The 20927-nt window shown below is 65.9% G+C and carries 22 protein-coding genes and 1 riboswitch; of the genes, 13 read left to right on the top strand and 9 right to left on the bottom strand.

The features are described 5' to 3' along the window. The first annotated feature begins 18 nt into the window (after positions 1–18). From O9320_02925 to O9320_02915, 3 genes are read left to right on the top strand one after another with little or no spacing between them, the layout of a single operon-like run. Complete coding sequence (locus tag O9320_02925; GenBank protein ID MCZ8309778.1) at positions 19–297, top strand: hypothetical protein; 279 nt, start codon at positions 19–21, stop codon at positions 295–297. Positions 298–304: 7 nt separating this feature from the next. After that, complete coding sequence (locus O9320_02920; GenBank protein ID MCZ8309777.1) at positions 305–661, top strand: hypothetical protein; 357 nt, start codon at positions 305–307, stop codon at positions 659–661. 33 nt (positions 662–694) lie between these two features. Next, entirely contained in the window at positions 695–1432 is a 738-nt protein-coding gene (locus tag O9320_02915; GenBank protein ID MCZ8309776.1) for an SDR family NAD(P)-dependent oxidoreductase, read from the top strand. 26 nt (positions 1433–1458) lie between these two features. Here O9320_02915 and O9320_02910 read toward each other — a convergent pair whose 3' ends face one another. The 4 genes from O9320_02910 to O9320_02895 all read right to left on the bottom strand — a co-directional run bounded on the left by O9320_02910 (position 1459) and on the right by O9320_02895 (position 5616). After that, positions 1459–2286, bottom strand: coding sequence for a carbohydrate ABC transporter permease (locus O9320_02910; GenBank protein ID MCZ8309775.1), 828 nt, complete (start codon positions 2284–2286; stop codon positions 1459–1461). Beyond that, positions 2286–3158: a sugar ABC transporter permease gene (locus O9320_02905; GenBank protein ID MCZ8309774.1), complete on the bottom strand. Its 873-nt coding sequence runs from the start codon at positions 3156–3158 to the stop codon at positions 2286–2288. Before O9320_02905 ends, O9320_02910 begins: the two co-directional genes overlap by 1 nt. 75 nt (positions 3159–3233) lie before the next feature. Next, the gene (locus O9320_02900; protein MCZ8309773.1) at positions 3234–4472 is read right to left on the bottom strand and encodes an extracellular solute-binding protein; all 1239 of its coding nucleotides are present in this window, start codon (positions 4470–4472) and stop codon (positions 3234–3236) included. 184 nt (positions 4473–4656) lie between these two features. Beyond that, positions 4657–5616: a GTP-binding protein gene (locus O9320_02895; GenBank protein MCZ8309772.1), complete on the bottom strand. Its 960-nt coding sequence runs from the start codon at positions 5614–5616 to the stop codon at positions 4657–4659. A gap of 116 nt (positions 5617–5732) precedes the next feature. Here O9320_02895 and O9320_02890 point away from each other — a divergent pair, with 116 nt between their 5' ends. The 5 genes from O9320_02890 (at position 5733) to O9320_02870 (ending at position 10343) form a co-directional block, all read left to right on the top strand. Further along, positions 5733–6356, top strand: coding sequence for a DUF1826 domain-containing protein (locus O9320_02890; GenBank protein MCZ8309771.1), 624 nt, complete (start codon positions 5733–5735; stop codon positions 6354–6356). A gap of 4 nt (positions 6357–6360) precedes the next feature. After that, positions 6361–6557: riboswitch (cobalamin riboswitch) on the top strand. A gap of 111 nt (positions 6558–6668) precedes the next feature. Further along, the gene (locus tag O9320_02885) at positions 6669–7136 is read left to right on the top strand and encodes a DUF1636 domain-containing protein (GenBank protein ID MCZ8309770.1); all 468 of its coding nucleotides are present in this window, start codon (positions 6669–6671) and stop codon (positions 7134–7136) included. After that, positions 7133–8602: an ABC transporter substrate-binding protein gene (locus tag O9320_02880; protein MCZ8309769.1), complete on the top strand. Its 1470-nt coding sequence runs from the start codon at positions 7133–7135 to the stop codon at positions 8600–8602. Before O9320_02885 ends, O9320_02880 begins: the two co-directional genes overlap by 4 nt. A 6-nt stretch (positions 8603–8608) precedes the next feature. After that, positions 8609–9541, top strand: coding sequence for an ABC transporter permease (locus tag O9320_02875; GenBank protein ID MCZ8309768.1), 933 nt, complete (start codon positions 8609–8611; stop codon positions 9539–9541). Continuing rightward, positions 9528–10343, top strand: a complete 816-nt coding sequence (locus O9320_02870; protein MCZ8309767.1) for an ABC transporter permease — start codon at positions 9528–9530, stop codon at positions 10341–10343. Before O9320_02875 ends, O9320_02870 begins: the two co-directional genes overlap by 14 nt. Here the strand turns inward: O9320_02870 and O9320_02865 are convergent. After that, entirely contained in the window at positions 10340–10894 is a 555-nt protein-coding gene (locus tag O9320_02865; GenBank protein ID MCZ8309766.1) for a hypothetical protein, read from the bottom strand. The genes O9320_02870 and O9320_02865 overlap by 4 nt on opposite strands. An 11-nt stretch (positions 10895–10905) precedes the next feature. After that, entirely contained in the window at positions 10906–11709 is an 804-nt protein-coding gene (locus tag O9320_02860; GenBank protein MCZ8309765.1) for a creatininase family protein, read from the bottom strand. 78 nt (positions 11710–11787) lie between these two features. On the opposite strand from O9320_02860, the gene O9320_02855 reads away from it, so the two are divergent. Continuing rightward, entirely contained in the window at positions 11788–12180 is a 393-nt protein-coding gene (locus O9320_02855; protein MCZ8309764.1) for a RidA family protein, read from the top strand. On the opposite strand, the gene O9320_02850 is transcribed toward O9320_02855, so the two are convergent. Further along, positions 12177–13394, bottom strand: coding sequence for a hypothetical protein (locus tag O9320_02850; protein ID MCZ8309763.1), 1218 nt, complete (start codon positions 13392–13394; stop codon positions 12177–12179). The genes O9320_02855 and O9320_02850 overlap by 4 nt on opposite strands. Positions 13395–13474: 80 nt before the next feature. Beyond that, entirely contained in the window at positions 13475–14242 is a 768-nt protein-coding gene (locus O9320_02845) for an SDR family NAD(P)-dependent oxidoreductase (protein ID MCZ8309762.1), read from the bottom strand. Positions 14243–14320: 78 nt separating this feature from the next. Here O9320_02845 and O9320_02840 point away from each other — a divergent pair, with 78 nt between their 5' ends. Further along, on the top strand, positions 14321–15274 hold the full coding sequence (locus O9320_02840) for an aldose 1-epimerase (GenBank protein MCZ8309761.1): 954 nt from the start codon (positions 14321–14323) through the stop codon (positions 15272–15274). After that, positions 15271–16071, top strand: a complete 801-nt coding sequence (locus O9320_02835) for an amidohydrolase family protein (protein MCZ8309760.1) — start codon at positions 15271–15273, stop codon at positions 16069–16071. Before O9320_02840 ends, O9320_02835 begins: the two co-directional genes overlap by 4 nt. Here the strand turns inward: O9320_02835 and O9320_02830 are convergent. Beyond that, positions 16020–18257 (bottom strand): alpha-xylosidase, encoded by a 2238-nt coding sequence (locus O9320_02830; protein MCZ8309759.1) that lies wholly within the window; start codon positions 18255–18257, stop codon positions 16020–16022. The genes O9320_02835 and O9320_02830 overlap by 52 nt on opposite strands. A 149-nt stretch (positions 18258–18406) precedes the next feature. On the opposite strand from O9320_02830, the gene araD reads away from it, so the two are divergent. Continuing rightward, entirely contained in the window at positions 18407–20122 is a 1716-nt protein-coding gene (gene araD, locus O9320_02825; GenBank protein MCZ8309758.1) for an L-arabinonate dehydratase, read from the top strand. Then, positions 20122–20922 carry an aldolase/citrate lyase family protein gene (locus tag O9320_02820; protein MCZ8309757.1) on the top strand — a complete coding sequence of 267 codons (801 nt, stop codon included), beginning with the start codon at positions 20122–20124 and terminating at the stop codon, positions 20920–20922. The genes araD and O9320_02820 overlap by 1 nt, the downstream gene beginning before the upstream one ends. Positions 20923–20927 lie beyond the last annotated feature (5 nt).

Genomic DNA, 20927 nt, shown 5'->3' with positions numbered 1-20927 from the left:
GAACGATGGAGGCGTACAATGCTCGCTTGGATTGATTGTCTTGCGTTATCCGACCTGACGGCCGACGAGATCCGCGCGATCGCGGATCATGAGCGTCTGTCCCAGATTGCGGCTCTCGAGCTCGGCAATTGGCTGGTCCATTTGCCCGACGGCTCGCAGCGCCTGAAGCGGCTCATCTTGGACGAGCTCGAAGCCGCGAGTGCGCGCGGCGATTTTGCGCGCGCGGCCGAATTGCGCGCGACGATTCGCCATTTCTGCGACACCCACCCCGAAAACAACGCCGCCAAGACAGGATAAACGCCCCATGCCGCTCAAACATATCCAGCTCGAACTTGCGCGCACGAAAGAGTCGCCCGCAGGCGACGCCGCGTGCGGCTACGAATTCGCCGCCCCGCTCGACGCGCACGGAAACTTCGATGCCGCCCGCTGGGCCGAATTGCGCCAGCTTTGCACCGTGCGCCGCTACTGGCGCGGTGCGGCCGACGAGCACGGCTTGCTTGTGCACGCAAACGGGCGTTGGTCCTTCTCCTATGCGCGCGGGGACGCGGACGACGAACCCATCTTCAAGTTCGACCGGCATGCGTTTGTGCCGGGCGAGTACGTGACGATCACCGAGCATGACGGCGTCGCACGGCCGTTCCGCATCGTTTCCGTGCGCTAGCCATCTGCGGCGGCAGCCGCTAACCTGTCTGCCATGACAGAATCGCGCACGATCGTTCTGACCGGAGCCTCCAAGGGCATCGGCCATGCCACCGTCAAACGTTTTGCCGCCGAGGGTTGGCGGCTCATCACCTGTTCGCGCGAGGATGTGCCGGCCAATTGCCGGTTCGATCCGAATTGGACCGACCACATCCCGTGCGACCTGTCGAAGCCCGAGGAGCGCCGTCGCTTCGTGGCCGAGGTCGCCGAGATCCTCGGCGACGGACCGCTGCATGCGCTCGTCAACAATGCCGGCATCAGCCCCAAGACGACCTACAAAGAGCGCCTCGGCGTGCTGCACGGCGAAATCGCGGGCTGGTACGGGGTGTTCGAGCTCAATTTTTTCGCGCCTCTGGAACTCGCGCGCGGCTTTGCGGGCGCTTTGGCGCGCGCCAAGGGGGCCGTGGTCAACATCACCTCGATCGCGGGCCATCGCGCGCATCCGTTTGCGGGCTCGGCCTATTCGACGTCGAAGGCCGCCCTCTCCGGCCTCACGCGCGAGATGGCGGTCGAGTTCGCGCAGCTGGGCGTACGCGTGAACGCCGTCGCCCCCGGCGAGATCGAAACCGAAATGATCTCGGCCGACTACGAACCCTTGATCACGCGCATCCCGATGCATCGCATGGGCACGTCGGCCGAGGTGGCGGGCGTCATCTACCGGCTGTGCGACGCCGATTTCGGCTACGTGACGGGCAGCGAAATTTTTGTGACCGGTGGCCAGCAGCTGCTTTAGGCAGTTTGGCCGAAGCGGCTTTCAGTTCAGTTCAGTCCGCCCGCAAAGCCGCGCGACAGCGCGCGATGCACAAAGCCGATCAGCGCCAGGATCGGCAGCGACGCTAGAACGCCGATCGCCGACAGCTGGCCCCACAGCGTTTCGTCCTCGTTGATGCGCGTGGCGACATAGGTCGGCAGCGTGAAATTCGCGGGCGACTGCAGGAACAGGAACGCGAAGAGAAACTCGTTCCAGGCCGCGATCGCCACCAGCACGCCGGTTGCGGCGAGCCCCGGCCCCAGGATCGGGATCACGATCTGGACGATCCGCCGTGCGAGACCGGCACCGTCGATGGCGGCCGCTTCTTCGTAGACGAACGGTACGTCGCGAACGAAGCCCAGCAGCATCCAGAGTGCGAATGGCATCGCGTAGATCTGGTTGACGAGAACGAGCCCGGCCAGCGTGTCGAGCAGGCCGAGCGTGCGCAGCACCTGGTAGAGCGGAACCGCGAGCACGATCGGCGGCGTGAGCTTCACGAGCAGCACGAAGGCAAGGAAGAGCGCGTCGAGGCGGTGCGGAAAGTCGAAGCGCGCGAGCGCGTAAGCGGCCGGCAGGGCGGCAGCCAGCGCCAGCGCCGTGGTGCCGAGCGTGACGGCGAGACTGTTCAGCGCCAAGCGCCAGACGCGCGAGTCCGCAAGCGCCTCGTAGTGCATCAGCGTGAATTCGCGCGGCAGCAATGCCGCCGACGCCGAAACATACTCGCCCGACGGTTTGAGCGACGTCGCCAATGCCCAGACGAGCGGCAGGGCGAACAGGGCTGCGACGGCAAACGCCGAGACTACGCGAACAAGCCCCGCAGGCCGGTCATTGTCCATCACCGAGCCTCCGACCGCAGCAGCTGTACGGCGTATGCAGCGCCGAGCGTGCCCGCCACGAGGATCATCGCGACGGCCGCCGCACTCGCGAGCCCGATGTCGAAGAAGCGGAAGGCCAGGCGATGCACGTGCATCGACAGGGTTTCGGTCGCGTTGCCGGGACCCCCGCCGGTCATGGCGTAGACTTTGTCGAACAGCTTGAAGGCGTCGAGCGTGCGCATCAGGGCTGCCACGAACAGATAGGGGAGCAGCAGCGGCAGGGTTATGTCGCGAAAGCGCAGCCATGCGCCCGCACCGTCTATGCGCGCCGCTTCGTAGAGCTCGGGCGGGACCGAGCGCAAGCCCGCATAGAGGATAAGAAAGCAGAAGGGCGCGTTCTGCCAGACATCGGCCAGGGCAATCGACAGCAAGGCGATATTCGGGTCGAAAAGCCACGGCACGCCGTCGAGTCCAAGGGCACGTAGCGTGTTGTTCAGAAACCCGACATCGTAGTGGAACCAGGCGCGCCAGATCGCCGCGACGACGATCGTCGAGAGCACATAGGGCGCCAGGACCACCAGGGTCAGCGCGCGCCGAAACGCAAAAGCGCGGTCGAGCAGCAGGGCGAGGCCCAGACCGACCAACACTTCGGCGACCGTCGCGACGAGGGCGAAAAAAGCCGTGTTCCAGGCCGCCCGGCGGAACGATCGCCCTTGCAGAAGTTCGGCGTAGTTTTCCAGGCCGACGAACCGGGCACCTTCGAAGCCGTGGTCGCTTGCCGCAAACGACAGCAAAAACACGCGCGCCAACGGGTAAACGGTCAGCAGCAAAAAAAGTGCAGCCGCCGGTGCAAGCAGTACGAGCAGCAGCCAGGGGCGGTTTAGCGCGCGCATCCGACTAAATCGAGCGAAGCGATGCGAGGCCGGGCGGCGACGTCTGCCGCAGCCCGGTCCGCTTCCCGTTCCGTCTCAGCGCGCGATCGCGCGCTGGATTTCGCGGTTGGCTTCGGCGAGCGCTTCGCGTGGCTGCGCCTGGCCGACGAGCGCCATCTGCAGATGCTCGCCCAAGATCGCTTCGACGCGGTTCCACTGCGCGATGCGCGGGCGTGCGACCGCGTTCTCGAGTGCTTGAAGCTGTGCGGGATACCAGCGGAACTGGCGCACCAAATCGGCGTCGGCATAGAGTGCGGCCAAGGTCGGCGGGTTGCCGGTCTCGATCGCAATGCGTTTCTGGTTTTCCGCCGACACGACGAAGCGGATGAAGTCGAGCGCGCGTGCGGCGTTCGGGCTGTCGGCGGCGACGCCGAGCATCCAGGCGCCGAGCATGGGGGCAGGCCCCCGCGTCTGACCCGGCGGCGAAACGAGGTTGACGTTTCCGACCACGCGCGAACGCGACGCGTCGTCGAGCGTGCCGGCCCAGCCGGGCCAGAACTCGGCCGACATCGCGATGCGGCCCTGTTCCATCGCTTCGCGCACCTCGGTCGCGTTCCAGGTTTCCACGCCGCGCGGTGCGAGCGGGCGCAAGGCCAGAAACTGTTCGAGTGCCGCAAGAGCTGCGGGCGAATCGAGGGCAGCGCGGCCTTGCGAGTCGATGATTTCGCCGCCGAAAGCGCCCAGAATCGGTAGGAAGCCCGTGACGATCGGGTTGCCGCGAATGCCGCGGAACGCCACACCCGCCACACCCGGTTCGCGCTCTTGGATCGTGCGCGCGACGGCGGCGACTTCGGTCCAGCTGCGCGGCGCCTGCAGCCCGTGTTTGGCGAGCAGATCGGCGCGATAGGCGAACATCGCGACATTGCCGACCATCGGGGCTGCAAATCGCGGGCCGGTGCCGACCGGATTGCGCGACACGGCGTCGGCCGACTTCACGAAAGTGCCCGGAACGCCGCCCAGGCGGTCGAGGTCGGCGAGCCAGTTGTTGGCCATGAACTCGGGCGCCCAGATGTCGTCGAGCATCACCACGTCGAGGGCGCGCGCGCGTTCGCGGGCATTGAGGGCGATGCGCTCGTAGAGCGGGCCGCCGGGCAATTCGAGCCGTTCGATGCGAACCGAAGGGTTGCGCTGCTGGTAGGCCTCGACCATCCGGGCGAGGGCGGTGCCGAAAGCGGCGTCGCGCCCGGCAATGACCAGACGATCCTGGGCTTGGGCGTCGACGGCGCCGACGGCCAATGCCGCGGCAACAGCAAGTGCTGCGATGGGTTTGCGCATAATTTTTCTCCGTTTCGGCGCGTCCAGTCCGGGCGCGCATCCAACGGATTTGCCACGCGCGTGTTCTCGCCGGGTTTCGGAATTGTGACGTTTTGTGGAACGCCGTGCGCCTCGAGGCCGCGGGTGGCAGCTGCCAGCTATGCGACGCCGATATCGGCGACGCGACCGTCAGAAGGCAGCTGCTTTAGGCGGCACAGGCCGCAAAGCCGCTTTTGAGCGCTGCCGCGTCGAGATCGCGGCCGATAAAGACCAGGCGCGAGACGCGGGCCTCGTTGCGCTGCCAAGTCTTGCCCCATGCGCTGTCGGCAAGCATGTGCACGCCTTGGAAGACGAAACGCTGGTCGGCGCCCGCGACTGCAAGGATCCCTTTCGACCGAAGGATTGCCTGGCCCTGTGCCGCAAGCACGCCGCCGATCCATTTCTGGAATCTTTCGACGTCCACGGGGCCGTCCACGACGGCGCTGACCGAACCGATCGCCGCATCGTGTTCGTGCGCGTGGTCGCTTTCGAGAAAATCCGGTTCGAGCGCCAGAATGCGGCCGAGGTCGAAGGCCCCGCGATCGAGGATATCGGACAGCGCAATCTCGCTTCGCTGCGTTCGGTGCAGCTTTGCGTAGGGGTTGACCGCGCGGATCCGCGCTTCGACTTGCGCCAGTTCGGCGGGGGAGACAAGGTCGATCTTGTTCAGCAGCACCACGTCGGCAAACCCGATCTGCTCCTCCGCTTCGTGGCTGTCGGCCAGCCGGTCGATCAGGAAACGCGCATCGGCAACCGCGACGATCGCGTCGAGCCGGGTCTTGGCGCGCACCTCGTCGTCGACGAAAAACGTCTGCGCGACCGGTGCCGGATCGGCAAGACCGGTCGTCTCGACGATGATGCCGTCGAGCTTGCCCGCGCGTTTCATTAGACCGCCGATGATGCGCACCAGATCGCCGCGCACCGTGCAGCAGATGCAGCCATTGTTCATCTCGAATATCTCTTCGTCGGCGCCGACCACGATTTCGTTGTCGATGCCGACTTCGCCGAATTCATTGATGATGACGGCGTATTTCTTGCCGTGGTCTTCGCCGAGGATGCGGTTGAGCAGCGTGGTTTTGCCGGCTCCCAGATAGCCGGTCAGGACTGTGACGGGAATTTCGGACATTTCAGCGCTCCTTTTCGCGCGGACGGCGGCGCGGCAGCTTGACCATTGTTCGCGGCCACGATAGTTATAGTATAACATAACAAATTTCAAGGCGCCCGGCGCCGAGGAGCGTTTCGATGGATGGTGCGATGGGCGCATGCGCGCCGAACATGCGTGCGATCGGCGGGATTTCGCGCGGCGACTCTCAGGCCTGCGGTCCGATCGTCGATCTGCGCCGCCCGGCGGAGGCTGTGCGTCGCGCCGTTGCGGCCCTTCGCTTCGGTCCCGATCCGTCGTTCGAATTTCCGGCGGATCGCGACGACGTCGCGGCCGCACTTGCCCGTCACGTCGCGGACGCAGCGCTAGCAACGGATATGGCCGATATTGCGCGCGCATATGTCGCGCGCACGGATGCTGCACGCCTCAAACTCCGCTTTGCGCGCATCGTCGGTCCGGGCTGCAAGTTTTTCCATATCGACGTCGTCGATCTGCGGGCGATCACGACCTATGCCGGCGGGGGCACGGAATATGTCGAGGACGGCGACGTCGACAGGGCGGCCTTGGGCTGCGGCGACAACCGGCGCATCGTACCCGATCCGACGAAGGTGAAGCGCTTGCCGCTCTACGCCGTCGGTTTTTTTCGTGGCGAAGCCGATCCTGCGCGCGCGGGGGCAGGCCATGTGCACCGCTCGCCGCCCGCGAGCCCGCGCGCACCGCGCCTCGTGTTTGTCGTCGATCGCGCGCTTGACGCCGATGCCTGACGTCTGCGAACGTCGATCCGTCGGTTTCCTTCGGGAATTGATAGGGAATGCAGTGAGGCGCGGTTTGCGCGCCGATTCTGCGGCTGCCCCCGCAACTGTAAGCGGCGAGCGGCGCGTCATCTCGCCACTGGGCAACCGGGAAGGCGGCGCGTCCGCCCAGACCCGCAAGCCAGGAGACCTGCCGGCGAGTGTAGTCGCGTCGCGTACACGTCGGGCGGGGTGCCCCGATGGAGCCAAAAGGCCGTTCGGGAAACCGGACGCCAAGCGGCTTTGGTTCGCGGACGACGTGCTGCGTTGCCGCGAGGCCGACCAATGAGCGACTGTTCCGACGGCATTGTGCCGAGGCGTGTTTTCGACGCGCCGATTCTCGACATTTGTGTGCTGTGCCGTCCGCCCGACTGGAGCCAGTCGGAGGGTGCGCGGCCCGGCGCCATTCTGGCGCAAGCGGTCGATCGCGCGTTGGCTGTGCGCGCGACGCCGCATGCGGTGCGCCGTAACGTGCGCTGCATCAGCCAGTGCAAACGCCCTTGTGCGGTCGCGTTCAGCGCACCGGGGCGCTTCACCTATCTGTTCGGCGACCTTGTGGCACTGCGCGACGCAGAAGCCGTCGCCGACGCATTCGCGCTTTACCTCGCCCGTCCCGACGGCCTCATGGAACGCTTCGAGCGTCCTGCGGCCTTGCGTGCGGGCATCCTTGCGCGCGTGCCGCCGCCCGGCTGGTGCGGACCTTTGGTCGATACGTCCGTGCATATCGAAGCCCAATTCGGAGACGCAAAATGATCCGTCTGCTCTTTCTCGCTTTTCTTTCGTTCGTCGCCGCAGCGCCGGCCCTGGCGCAACGGCCCGTCGTCGTCGGGCAGACATTCATCGCCGAATCGCTCGATCCAGCGCAGGGCAGTGCGGGCTGGGCCTTGCAGTCGCACGGGCTGGCCGAAACTTTGTTCACGGTCGACCGCGAGGGCCGCATCGTGCCGAACCTCGCGCGCAGCGTGGTACGCGACGGCGAGGCCTGGCGCATCGAGCTGCGCGACGACGTGCGCTTCGGCGACGGCAGCCCGTTCGATGCGGCTGCCTTGCGCGACGCGTTCGTGCGCTCGACGCGCGAAAATCCGCGCGCGCGCGCGCAGACCGGGCACGTCGAAATAGATATTCTGGGCGCGCATGCCGTGCGTCTGCGCACCGAATTGCCGCTGGCTGCGGCCGACAGCGTGCTGGCCGAATTTCCGCTTGTCGTCTACCGCGTCGCGGGCGAACGGTTCCATTTCACCGGTCCCTATCGCGCGGTCGAGTATCGGCGCGGCGAATTGCTGCGCCTCGAGCCAAATCCGCACTATCGCGTGCCGGCCGCGCGGCCGCCCGTTGTCGTGCGGCGCGTTGCCGACACGCAGACCTTGGCGCTGGGCCTTGAAAGCGGGGAGATCGACATCGCGTTCAATCTTGCGGTCGAAACGCTGCCGCGGCTCGCGCGCCGTGCCGGCCTCAGCGTCAAATCGACGCCGGTCGCCTACCAGTACATGGCGTTTCTCAACACGGCGCGCGCACCCTTCGACGATGTACGCGTGCGCCGTGCTGTCGATCTTGGCGTCGACCGCGCGCAGCTGGTCGAAGCGGTGCGCGGCGGCGAAGTCGCGACCGGCATGTATCCGCGCTTCTTCCCGTTCGCGACGCCCGAAAGGCGCCTGACCGATCCGGTTGAGGCAGCACGTCTGCTCGACGCGGCAGGCTGGATCGCGGGAGCGAACGGCCAGCGCTTCAAAGACGGCCGCCCACTCGAATTCGTACTGACCGCCTATCCGCAACGCCCAGATTTCGTCACACTTGCCCCGGTCTTGCGCGCCCAACTCGAGCGGCTCGGCTTTCGCGTGCGCCTCGAAACGAGCGAGGCGATCACGCCGCAGTTGCAGGCCAAGCGCTTCGAAATGGCTTTTTGGGCGATGCATGCGGCCCCCGGCGGCGACGGCGCCTACGTGCTCGAGCAGTATCTGCGCAGCCAAGGGCCGACCAATTTCACCGGCATCGCCGACGCAAGCATCGACGCAGCCCTCGACCGGCTGCGCACGACCGACGCGCCGGCCGCGCGCATCGCAGCCGTGCGCGCGACCGAAGCGCTGGTCTTCGCGCAAGCGCCCGTCGTCTATCTGATGACGCCGGTCTGGCATGTCGGGCTGTCGGCGCGCGTGGCCGACTACGTGCCCTATCCGTCGGACTACTACATCGTGCGCGCCGATCTGCGCGCGCGCGACTGAACGGCGTTGGGCCGCATTTTGGGCGAGGTTGGGCGCGCGGCAATTCATCTGCTGGCCGCCTCGGCACTCGCTTTTTTCATCGTGCGCGCAATGCCCGGCGATCCGGCCGTGCTGCTGCTGCTGGCGCAGGGCCAGGCGGCCGATCCTGCGACCGTGGCGGCCCTGCATGCGCAATGGGGCCTCGACCGCAGTTTGCCGGGACAATATGCGGCGTGGCTCGGCGATTTTTTGGCGGGCGACTGGCGCACAAGCTTCCGCACCGGCCGCCCGATCTTCGAGGAATTCGCCGCACGTCTGCCGGTCACGCTGACGGTGGGGTTCGGCGCGTTTGCGCTGGCGCTTGGCGTCGCAGGACCGCTCGCCGAGGCGGCGGCCGCGCGCCCGCACGGCTGGCAGGACCGCGTGCTCGACGCGGCCACGCTCGGCGCGCAGGCAGTACCCGGATTCTGGCTCGGCTGCCTGCTGATCTGGGTATTTGCGGTCGAGCTGCGCGCGATCGCGCTGTTCGAGGCGGGACCGCAGCGCTATGTGCTGCCGATCGCCGTAGTGGCGCTGGCCGTGCTGGGTCCGCTCGCCCAGGTCTATCGCGCGGGCCTGCGCGAGGTGGCGCGCAGCGACTATGTGCGCGCCGCCCTTGCACGCGGTGCGCCGCGCGCGCGCGTCGTCGCCCAGCAAGGGCGACGCTATGCAGCGCTTGGGTTGCTTTCGACGGCGGCTGCCGAGGCGGGCACCGTCGTCGGGGGCACGGCCGTCGTCGAAACCGTTTTCGGCCTGCCCGGCATTGGCCAGTTCGTCGTCGACAGTATTGCGGTGCGCGATTTTTTCGTGCTGCAGGCGTTTTTTATGGTCGCGGTCGCCTGGATGCTGCTGGCCTCGCTCGCGGCGCGTTTGGCGCGTCGCCTCGTCGCACCAGGCGGGTTTTGCGATGTCGCACCATAGGCCGTCGGGCGTGCGCCGTTCGCCGGCCCTGCTGGCGAGCCTCGCGGCACTCGCCGCCGTTGCTGCGCTCTGGCAGCCTTACGCGCCGGATGCAGTCGATCTGACGCTGCGCAATGTCGGCATGTCGTGGACCCATCCGATGGGCACCGACCATTTGGGCCGCGACGTGCTGTCGCGCATCTTGGTCGGGTTCGCAAACACGCTCGGGGCGGTTGCGATCGTCGCGAGCGTGTGCATCGGCGTCGGCATGGCGGTGGGCATTCTGGCGTCGTCGCTGCAGGGATTTGCGCGTGCTGTCCTGCTGCGGACGGCCGAATTCGCGAGCGTGGTGCCGAACCTTGTCGCGGCGATCGCGATCGTCGCCATGTTCGGCAACGGTACGCTTGTCGTGGGATTGGCCCTGGCGGCGGGGGCTTGGGGGCCGCATGCGCTGCTGGCTTTCGGCCTTGCCGAACGGGCGCGCGGCGAAACCTATGTTCGGGCTGCGACCGCACTCGGGGCGGGCTCGGCGCATCTGCTGCGCCGCCACGTGCTGCCGGCCATTCTCGACACCCAACTCGCCTATCTCGGCGCCAAGATAGGGCGCATCGTGATCGCGTATTCGGCGCTTGCGTTTCTGGGGTTGGGGGCGGATTCGAGCCGGCCCGACTGGGGGGCGATGCTGTTCGAATATCGGCTGATGATGTTCGACCAACCGACTTTGATGCTGTGGCCGGGACTGGCGATCGTGCTGCTGTGCGTGGCGCTGCGCGAAGCGATCGGTTGGGACAAGGATGCGCCGGCGCGCGTTTCGTCGCCTTAGAGCTTCGCCAGATGGTCGCGATACCAGTCGCGCCAACGCATGGCTTCGCCGATGTCGTGCGCGAGCCATTCGCCCAAGAGACCGTCGGCGTTTCGTGCGGCAAGGTCCTGCAGCCTGGCGATTTCCATCTCGGCCATTTCGACGAGCTGCTCGACTTGGGGACCCCGATCTTCTTCGGGCAGAAGATCGAGAAAGCGCATTTTGAGGGCGACGACCATCTTGGAAAGATCGGTCATGGGTGCCCGCACGGGGCTGCGTAGCATGTCGCACAGTTTTTCGCGGCCCTTGTCGGTGAGGGCCAGCACCGTGTCGGCCGACAGGCTCTGCCCCGGCCCGGCCCGCTTGCCGCGCGGCTCGACGAGGTCTTCGTACCGCAGCTGTTCGATCGACAGGCCCAAAACGTCGAGCGATGGGCCCATGAGCCTGGAGACGAAGCCGCGCACGGCCGCCGACAAAGCACCCAAGCTCATTTCCGCGCGCGCCAATTCGCCCAAGGCCGTCAAACGCACGGCTTCGGTCGGGATCAGCGATTGGTCGCGAAAGCGCGGCATGGGAAGACCCGTTACGCGTAGTCCTTGATGCGGTCAAGCGGGAAGCGTGCCACCTCGGCCAGTAGGGACGCAAGCTTGCGCGCGGCATGGTCGACGACTTTCGCCCCGCGCGCCGCATCCGCGTCGGTTGCGTCGCCGACGGCCCCCGACGGATGCAGGTCCTGGCTCTGCCAGGCAAGCGCACTCGAGCCTGTGTAGGTCAGCAGCTTGAAATGTTCGGCGAGATCGAGCTGGCCCGGCTTGAAATTGGCGATCTTGTCCCCGCGCACCGTATGCGGGGCGAGATGCATCATCATCGAGGTTTCCACACCGCCCGCATGGATGCCGAATTTCATTTCCGGCGTCGGCCACAGGCCCTCGGGCATACCGTAGGCCCACCACGAGGCCGCGACCGCCGCCATCTTGAGGCGCACGCGCAGATCGCGCGCGACGATGTCCATGATCTGCGGCTGGCCGCCATGGCTGTTGAACATCACGAATTTGCGAATGCCCGCGCGGTGCACGCATTCGCCGATCTCGGTCCAGATGCGGATCAAGGTTTCGCCGGAGAAAGACAGCGTGCCCGGAAACGCCAGATGCTCGTTCGATTTGCCGATGTCGGTCTGCGGAAGGATCAGCACTTTGAGATCGGGCTCGAAATGCGCGGTCGCGGCTTCGACGATGCCGCGATTGAGCGTGGCGTCGACCGACACGGGCAGATGTGGCCCGTGCTGTTCGACCGCCGCGACCGGCAGCAAAGCCACCGTTTTCGAAGGGTCGAGACCGCGGAAATCCTCGGTCGTCATGTCGAGCCACCACCGCCATGCCTGCGCCATCTGCCGTCGCTCCCTGTTTTTCGAAGTCGGCCGTTATATAGTCGCTTCCCCGCATCGACGCCAGGGAGTGCACGCGACATGGAGAGATTGACCCCGCCCGAACTTGCCGCCCCGCTGGCGCGCTACGTGCACGGCATCGCCGTCGACATGCCGGGCCGGCTGCTGTTCAGCTCGGGCCAGCTCGCGATCGCGAAGGACGGCTCGGTGCCGGAAGGCATCGATGCGCAATGCGATCTCATCTTCGCCAATCTCGACGCGATCCTCAAAGGCGCCGGCATGAATCGCTCGAACGTCGTGCGCGTGAACGCCTTCGTGCTCGACCGCAACGACTTCAAGCCCTACATGGACGCGCGCGACCGCTGGTTCGAAGGTTATCCGCCGCCCGCTTCGACGCTGATGATGGTGGGCGGCTTCACGCGGCCTGAATTCAAGGTCGAGATCGAGATCGTGGCGGCGCGCGAAGGTGCCTAAATCGACGCGTTCGCCTGGCTCGAGAGCGAGGCATCCATGCGCTTCAGCATGTCTTCGATCTGCTCGAAGCGCAGGCGATTCTGGATCGCCTCGCGCATGAAGCGTTCGTGGATGTTGCAGGTGTGCAAGACGGCCATCGAGCAGTAGCCGAGCACCCAGTAGCGCCGGTAGACGCCCGCAAGGAAATTGCGGAACGGCTTGGCGTCGCCCCCGTGCAGGAACTGTCCGTGGCATTCGGTGTATTCGGCGAAGATGCCGTTCACGTTCGAAATCAGATTGCGCAGCTTTTTCACGACCGCCTGGCGGAACATGTCCTGCTGGTCTTTGTAGTGCTTGAATTCGCGGATATCGAGCGGCGTGGCGTCCGGCGAGGTGAGCCAGCGCAGCACGCCCGCGACCTGGTGCAGGTTGCGCGTGAACGTATGCTCGTAGAACGTGACACCCTTCCAGCCTTCAAAAATCAGCGACGCCTGGTCGCCCGAAATGCCGAAGGCGGACACGAACAGCTTGGCCTCCGGCATCGAGGGATCCCACAAAGCCTGCAGGAAGCGCTGCGAGCGCTCGTTGACGTCGGCGACGTCCTTAAGGCCGAGGGCGCGCGCCACGATCGGATTGACCTTGCTGGCGATGAGACCCTTGATGCTCTCTTCTTCGGCTTCCGAGATCGCGAAATAGGCGGGATGGATGTCGGCGCTGTATTTGAGCAACGCGCTCTTGAGCAGGAACGGATCAAGCGAGGGCACCGAGTCGATCGTGCGCAGAATCGCGACGTCGCGCTCGAAGGCCTCGCTCTTGGTTTCGAAATCGATGCCGACATGGTCTTTGAGCAGCCGTTCGAATTCGCGCTGGCGCAGATAGATGCCGTAGCCACCAGCCCCGATCTGCTCGGAATCGTACGGCACGTAGATCGCGGTTTCGATGGGCCGCTCGGGTGCGGGCGGCGCCGGCGGCTCGGCTTGCTTGGGGGCCGGTGCGGGCTTGGGCGCGCTTGGCTTTGCAGCACTCGGCGGCGGGGCGGCCGGCTGTTCGGCGATCTGCTGTTCGAAATTCGGGTATTTGAAGATTACGGTGCGGTTGAGGCTTTCCTGGCGGAACATGTGCCGGTCGCGCGCCAGGGCCGTCAGCCGAATGAGGTTGAGCGCCACCGACGATCCGCCATAGGCGATCTGATCGAGAATCGGCGATAGCGATTTTTTCTTGCGCGGCTCGTTCACGTGTAAGGCGACCTTGTGGCGAGGATCGGGGTTCGACCCTATTGGACTGGCCTGATTCGCGCAACCGCACGCAACCTCGCCTACACGAGCCCGCCATCGACGATGAAGTTCTGGCCCGTGCAGCCGTCGGAATCGTCGGCGGCGAGCCACAAGGCCAGGCGCGCGCAATGCTGCGGGCCCAAGCGAAACTTGAGCGACTGCAGTTCGAAGAACCGCGCATCCTCCTCGGGATTGCGCCACAAGGCGGTCTGGCGTTCGGTCACGATGGCACCGGGTACCAGGCAATTGACGCGGATATTGCCAGGTCCCAACTCGCGCGCGAGGCTGCGCGTCATGCCGTTGATCGCCGATTTGGACGTCGCATACCCGATGAAAATGTCGCGCGACCGCATCCACGATACCGACCCCATATTCACGATCGAGCCGCCGCCCGCTTCGCGCATCGCGGGGGCCGCCGCCTGGATCGCGAAGAACTGGTGCTTCAGATTGACCGCAAGGCACTTCTCCCAGTATTCGGGCGTCACGTCGTCGATTTTGTGGCGGTCGTCGCGCGCGGCATTGTTGACGAGCACACGCAGTGGCCCAACTTCCGTGTTCGCAGCCGCGATCGCACTCTGGTAGGCGGCTGTGTCGGTCACGTCGCAGCGCTGGAAAAAGGGTTTGGGATGGCCCGCCGCCGCGATTCTGTCGACGAGGGCGGCCGAGGCGTCTTCGGCCAGATCGACAAAGGCGACATGCGCCCCTTGGGCGGCGAAATGCTCGACGAAGCTTGCTCCGATCCCGGAGCCGCCGCCCGACACGAAAACGCCGCGTCCCTTGAGGCTTGGATAGATCGCGTATCCGGACATGCCGTTCCCCCCGTTTTTGCGCTAGACTTCGTGCTTCGTTTCAACTGTCTTCGGACCAATCGTCTCTGGAATCGGATCGTGCCGCAAACTTCGTCCGCCGTCATCTCGGGCCTTTTGACCTTACGCGCGGGCGCATTTGCGCTCGACATCGCCCCCGAAGTCGGTGGTGCGCTTGCGGGGCTCCATCTTGGCTGGCCGAGCGAGGCCACGCCTGGCGGCATCGAGCCGCTGCGTCGCATGTCCGACGCAGCCTTGGCCGCACGCGACGTGCGCCTGGCGGGTTCGTTTGCGCTGCTGCCTTATTCCAACCGCATGCGCGAGTGCACGCTGCATTTCGCGGGCAAGCGCTATCGCTTGGCGCCCAATTTCGGCAGCCATCCGCATTCGATCCACGGTATTGGCTGGCAGCGCGCGTGGGACGTCGAATCGGCCGACGACGCGAACGCGACGCTGCGGCTCGTGCACGCCGCGACCGGCAACCAAGTCGCCGAATGGCCGTTCGCCTTCGAAGCACGCCAGATCTTCGCGGCGCGCGACGGCGGCTTTTCCCAGACGCTGGAGATCGCCAATACCGGAACCAGCCCGATGCCGGCCGGAATTGGTTTGCATCCGTATTTTCAGCGTGCCGCAGGTACCCGCGTGGTGGCGGCAACCACCGGCGTGTGGCGCAACGACGAGGCGATGATGCCGATCTCGCTCGATCCCGTCCCGCCCGCCTGGAACATGGCCGAGGGCAAACTCGTCGCCGCCTTGTCGCTCGACAATTGTTTTGCCGGCTGGACCGGCCAAGCGCGCATCGAGTGGCCCGAATGGGATCTCGCACTCGACATTGCAGCCGATCCGGTGTTCGGCCATCTAGTGGTCTATGTGCCGCCGGGCAAGCCGTTTTTCTGCATCGAGCCCGTTTCGAACCGCAACGACGGGCTCAACATGTTGGCCAAGGGCCATGCCGATACGGGCACCGTCGTGCTCGCCCCCGGCGAGACGCTGAAAGGAACTGTGGCTTTTTCGTTTTCGAGGTTGTCGGCGTGACGCTTGGCTTTGGTCCCGTGTTCGATGCGCATCTGCACATCGTCGATCCGCATTTCCCGCTTGTCGCCAACGACGGCTATCTGCCGCCCGCCTTCGGGGCCGCGGAGTATTGTGCTGCCGCGGCCCCGCTCGGCATCGTCGGCGGGGCGATCGTGTCGGGCTCGTTCCAGGCGTTCGACCAGGATTACATGGTTGCGGCCTTGGCCAAGCTCGGACCGTCTTTTGTGGGGGTGACGCAGCTGCCGGCCTCCACGCTCGACCACGAGCTCCTGGCCCTCGACGAGGCGGGCGTGCGCGCCGTGCGTTTCAACCAGCATCGCGGCGGCTCGGAGAGTTTCGCGGCGATTTCGGCGTTTGCGCGGCGTGTGCATAAATTGTGCGGCTGGCATGTCGAGCTCTATGCCGACCTTGCGGCCTTGCGCCCGTCCGAGATCGACGCACTCGGCGATTTGCCGCAGCTCGTGATCGACCATCTGGGTTTGAGCGAAGGCGGCCTTGCACGGCTTGTGGCACTGGCAAAGGCCGGGGCCAAGGTCAAGGCTACGGGCTTCGGGCGCGTGTTCGTCGATCCCGAAATTGCGATGGAAAAGGTCGCCGCCGCCAACCCGGACGCGCTGATGTTCGGCACCGACATGCCGTCCACGCGCGCGCGCCGCCCGTTCGAACCGGCCGACATGGCGCTCGTCGCGGGCGTGCTGGGGCCGGAACTTTCGCGCAAAGCCTTCTACGAAAACGCCGTGGCGCTCTATCGGCCGAAGGCGATCGCAGCCGATTCGCGCGTGGCCGTGCAGTCGTAGAGGCGCAAGCTCGCGTCCCCCGCACCCGACAGATAGACGCGCGGCCCCTCGAAGCGCAGCGACAACACGCCGTCGCCTGCGACCGGCTCGTTCGCCGGCATGCCGTAGGCGCGCACTTCCGCGATCGGATGTTTGCGGTCGATTTGGCCCGTATGCGAAACTGGACGGCCCAGTGCGACGATATGGCCCTCGCGCACATAGACCGGCAAGCGGTCGAGCGGCACATTGTGGATGCGCAGCATGCGCCCGCCTTCCACGCGCTGGCCGGTCCAGAAATCGTACCAGCCGCCCTCGGGCAGCCAAACTTCCACGGCATGGCCCGGCTTCAGAATGGGTGCGACCAGCAGCGAGGGCCCGAACATGAATTGCTCTTCGAAGGCGCGTGCCGCGCGATCGCGCGGGAAGGCGAGCGCCATCGCACGCATGACCGGCAGGCCCGTGCGCGTCGCGATCTCGATGCAGCCCCACAGATACGGCAGCAGGCGATAGCGCAGGTCGAGCCACGCGCGCGCATGGCGCGCGACCTCGTCGCCGAGGCTCCACGGCTCGCGGATGCCGATGCCGTGGAAGCGGAAATGCGAGCAGAAGACGCCAGCTGCGATCCAGCGCAGATAGAGCTCGGGCTCGGGCTGCTTGGAGCCGTAGAAACCGCCGACGTCGCTCGAGTAGTACGGCACGCCCGAAAGCCCGTAGGACAGGCCGCCGCGGATGGATGCCGCCATGCCTTCCCAGTCGGTCTGCGGGTCGCCGCCCCATTGCACGGGGAAACGCTGCGCGCCGATCCAGCCGTCGCGGCCCCACACGCAGGCATTCTCGCGGCCCTTGGCGGCGGAGGTCGCCTCGAATACGGCTTGGTTGTAGAGGCGCGGATAGACATTGTGCAGGCGCCGCCCGTTGTCGCCGTTGTGCGCAACGACGCGGTCCGTCACCTGCTCGCCGAAGTCGGTCTTCATCGTGTCTACACCCAAGGCCCAGAGCCGGTCGTGGCGCGCCTTCCACCACGCGACCGCTTCGGGATTGGTGAAATCGAGAATGCCCGAGGGCGGCAATGGCGTGAGGACCGCACCGAAGGGCGAGGTGCCGGGCTTCACGTCCCAATCGTAGACATGCGGGCTGCCGTCGGCCTCGCGCAGGAAAAGGCCGCGCCTTTCCAGATCGGCATATTCGGCATTGTGGATCGAAACGAGCGGATACTCCCAGCAGCAGATCTTGAAATCCTGCGCTTTGAGTCTGTCGATCGTCTTTTTGGGATCGGGATAGCGCGTGGGATCGAAGTCGAGCGTGGCGCGCGTTTCGACGACCATCCAGGCGCGGCCGTCGAACGTGATCACGTCGGCGGGAAAACCCGAGGCGCGGCATTCGTCGGCGGCGGCCAGGATTTCGGCTTCCGTCCGGTAATAGGCGCGCGAGAGCCACACGCCGAGCGACCAGAAAGGCGGCAAAGCGGGTTTGCCGGTGAGCTCGGCGCAGCGCCCCAGCACGTGCGCTGGATCCGGCCCGCACAGCAAAAACAGATCGAGCTGCGCATCCTCGCACAGCACGGCGTAGCTGCGATGCGACCATTGCGGATACCCGACCGCATGGTGCACGTGTGCCGGCGTGTTCACGAGCGCCCCCCAGCAGCCGCCCGCCGCCTTGAGACCCCACAGGAACGGAATCGATTTGTAGGAGAGCTCGGTATTGACGCCGAGCGCGTCTTCGATGCGGTTGGTCACGAACTGGCCGCGCCGATTGAGGGGGCCAAATTTTTCGCCAAGCCCGTAGACCGGCTCGCCGCTGTCGAGTGCAAAGGCCGCAAGCCAGCCTTCGGGGCCGCGCGCAAACGCGGGCAGGCGCGTCCAGCCGCGGAAATGTTCGTCGGTCAGCGACGTCAGCGGATCGTCGAGCCAGCCCTTGCGGCCGACGCGCACGCGCACGGGCGCGCTCGTGATCTCGAGCCATTCGCAATCGTCGCCGAGGCGATAGCGCCCCGGTGCCGTTTCGACGCATGCGGGCCGCACATAGGCCGAAGCGTCGACGAGGGCATAGTCGGGAAGGCTTGAGACGCCGAAGGTCAAGCGCCAGTCGCCGCCATGTTTGGCGATCGCAAGCGGCCCGATCTCGGTCTCGAAGACGATGGCTGCTTGCGTATCGGCGGCACGGGTCAGGGTTTCGGCGCGCAGATATTGCGTGAAATCGATTTGCACGTTTGCTTCTCGAGGGCTTGACCGTTTTTGGGTGCAACGGCGCCACAATAGTCATTGGCCCCGCAAAAATCGACCGGTCGTTTTCCTTGGACCCGGCCGCGCGCCTCGTTACGATGCCGCGAACGAACGATACCGGGGGAGGGCAGACGGTGGCGGCGAAGCAATTGCGCAGCGCGCGTTGGTACATGGCAAGCGACATGCGCGCTTTCGCTCATCGCCAGCGCACCCAGCAGATGGGATTCCGGCGCCAGGATTTCATGGGCAAGCCCGTCGTCGCGATCGTCAATACCTGGAGCGAGATGAGCCCGTGCCACATCCATCTGCGCGAACGCGCGCAGAAGGTCAAAGACGGCATCTGGCAGGCGGGCGGCTTTCCGGTCGAATTGCCGGCACTGTCGCTGGGCGAAGTCATCGTCAAGCCGACCACAATGATGTACCGGAATTTTCTGGCGATGGAGGTCGAGGAGCTCTTGCGTTCGCACCCGATCGACGGGGCCGTGCTGCTCGGCGGCTGCGACAAGACCACGCCGGGCCTGCTGATGGGGGCAATCTCGATGGGCTTGCCGGCGATCTACGTGCCCGCAGGCCCGATGTCGAACGCGCGCTGGCGCGGCCAGAAGGTGGGGGCGGGGACGCACACGCGCAAATTCTGGGACGAGCTGCGCGCGGGCAAAATCAGCCCGGAGGATTGGATCGAACTCGAAAGCCGCATGACGCGCACGATCGGTACCTGCAACACGATGGGGACCGCCTCGACCATGACGGCGATCGCCGAAGCGCTCGGCTTCACGCTGCCGGGGGCGTCGTCGATTCCCGCGTCGGATTCGGGCCATGCCCGCATGGCGCACGCAGCGGGTGAACGCATCGTCGCCATGATCGCCGAAGACCTCAAACCCGCCGACATTTTCACGCAAAGCGCTTTGCAGAACGCGCTCGTAACACTAATGGCGTTGGGCGGGTCGACCAATGCGGTCGTACATGTGGTGGCCATCGCGCGTCGGGCGGGCTTGAAGCTCGATCTCGACGCGTTCGACGCGGCAGGCCGTGAAACGCAAGTGCTCGCCAACGTGTTCCCGGCCGGCGACAATCTGATGGAAGATTTTTTCTTCGCAGGCGGCCTGCCCGCTTTGCTGGCGCAATTGCAGGACCGGCTCGCCCTCGATTGCCGCACGGTCAACGGCAAGACGCTGGGCGAGAACGTCGCAGGCGCCAAAGTGTGGGACGCCGACGTGATCCGCCCGCTTGCCAATCCTGTCACGAAGGGTGCGCCCATCGCCGTGCTGCGCGGCAATCTCGCTCCCGACGGGGCGGTCATCAAAGCTTCGGCCGCCGATCCGCGTTTGGCCAAACATCGCGGACGCGCGGTCGTGTTCAAGAACCACGCCGATCTCTCCGCACGCATCGACGATCCCGCCTTGCCGGTCGATGCCGACAGCGTGCTTGTGTTGCAGGGTGCGGGTCCCAAGGGCGGCCCTGGCATGCCCGAATGGGGTGCTTTGCCAATCCCCAAAAAACTTTTGGCGCAGGGTGTGCGCGACATGGTGCGCGTGTCCGACGCGCGCATGAGCGGCACGCATTACGGCACTTGCGTGCTGCATGTCGCCCCTGAATCGCATGTCGGCGGGCCGCTTGCGTTCGTGCAGGATGGCGACTTCATCGAGCTCGATGTCGAAGCGCGCCGCCTGCATCTCGACGTGTCGGACGCCGAGCTTGCGCGCCGCAAAGCCGCTTGGGCCCCGCCGCCCTTGCGCTATGCGCGCAGCTACGGCGTGCTGCTCGAACGCCATATCGGCCAGGCCAACGACGGTGCGGATTTCGATTTCCTCGAACAGGGCGCACCAGTGCCCGAACCGGAGATTTTCTGATGGATATGCCCAAGAACCTCTTCAAGCAGAACCTGCTGCGCGTACCGCCGATGGTCGGCACTTGGATCATGTCGGGCGGGACGACCACGGCCGAGGCCTTGGGCTGTGTGGGCTTCGATTTTCTCGTGATCGACATGGAGCACGTGCCGCTCGATTGGGAGCGCACCTACGCCTCCCTGCAGGCCGTGGCCGGCACGGGCGCCTCGGCCGTGACGCGCATCCCCTGGAACGACGCGGTCCCGGTCAAGCGTGCGCTCGACATCGGCGCGCAGACGCTGATGTTCCCGATGATTCAAAACGCCGACGAAGCCGCCCGCGCGGTGGCCGCCACGCGCTATCCGCCTGACGGCATTCGCGGCATAGCCGCCGTGCATCGCGGCTCGCGCTACGGCACAGTACCCGGCTATCTCAAGAACGCGTCGGCCGAGATCTGCGTGATCTGCCAGATCGAAACGCCGGCCGCAGCATCGCGCATCGACGAGATTGCAGCAGTCCCAGGCGTTGACGCCTTGTTCGTCGGCCCCGGCGATCTGTCGGGCGCCATGGGCCATCTGGGCGACATCGCACACCCGAACGTGCAAGCCGCTTTGGCCGAGTGCGCCGCCAAAGCCAGGAAGCTCGGAAAACCCTGCGGCATCGTCGGCCCCAATCCCGACATGGTCGGCAAGTTCATCGCGATGGGCTACAGCTACGTCGCGGTCGCGTCGGACATGGGCATGATGGTGAGCCGCGCCACCGAGTTCCTTGCCGCCCTGCGCGGCCAGAACGCCGCCCCCGCCAAACCGACGGGGCCGTATTGACGCAG

It is taken from the genome of Magnetospirillum sp. (assembly GCA_027532905.1).
Taxonomy (GTDB): Bacteria; Pseudomonadota; Alphaproteobacteria; order CACIAM-22H2; family CACIAM-22H2; genus Tagaea.
Note: the sequence above shows the minus strand (reverse complement) of the source record. Positions and strands in the feature narration are given on the sequence as shown.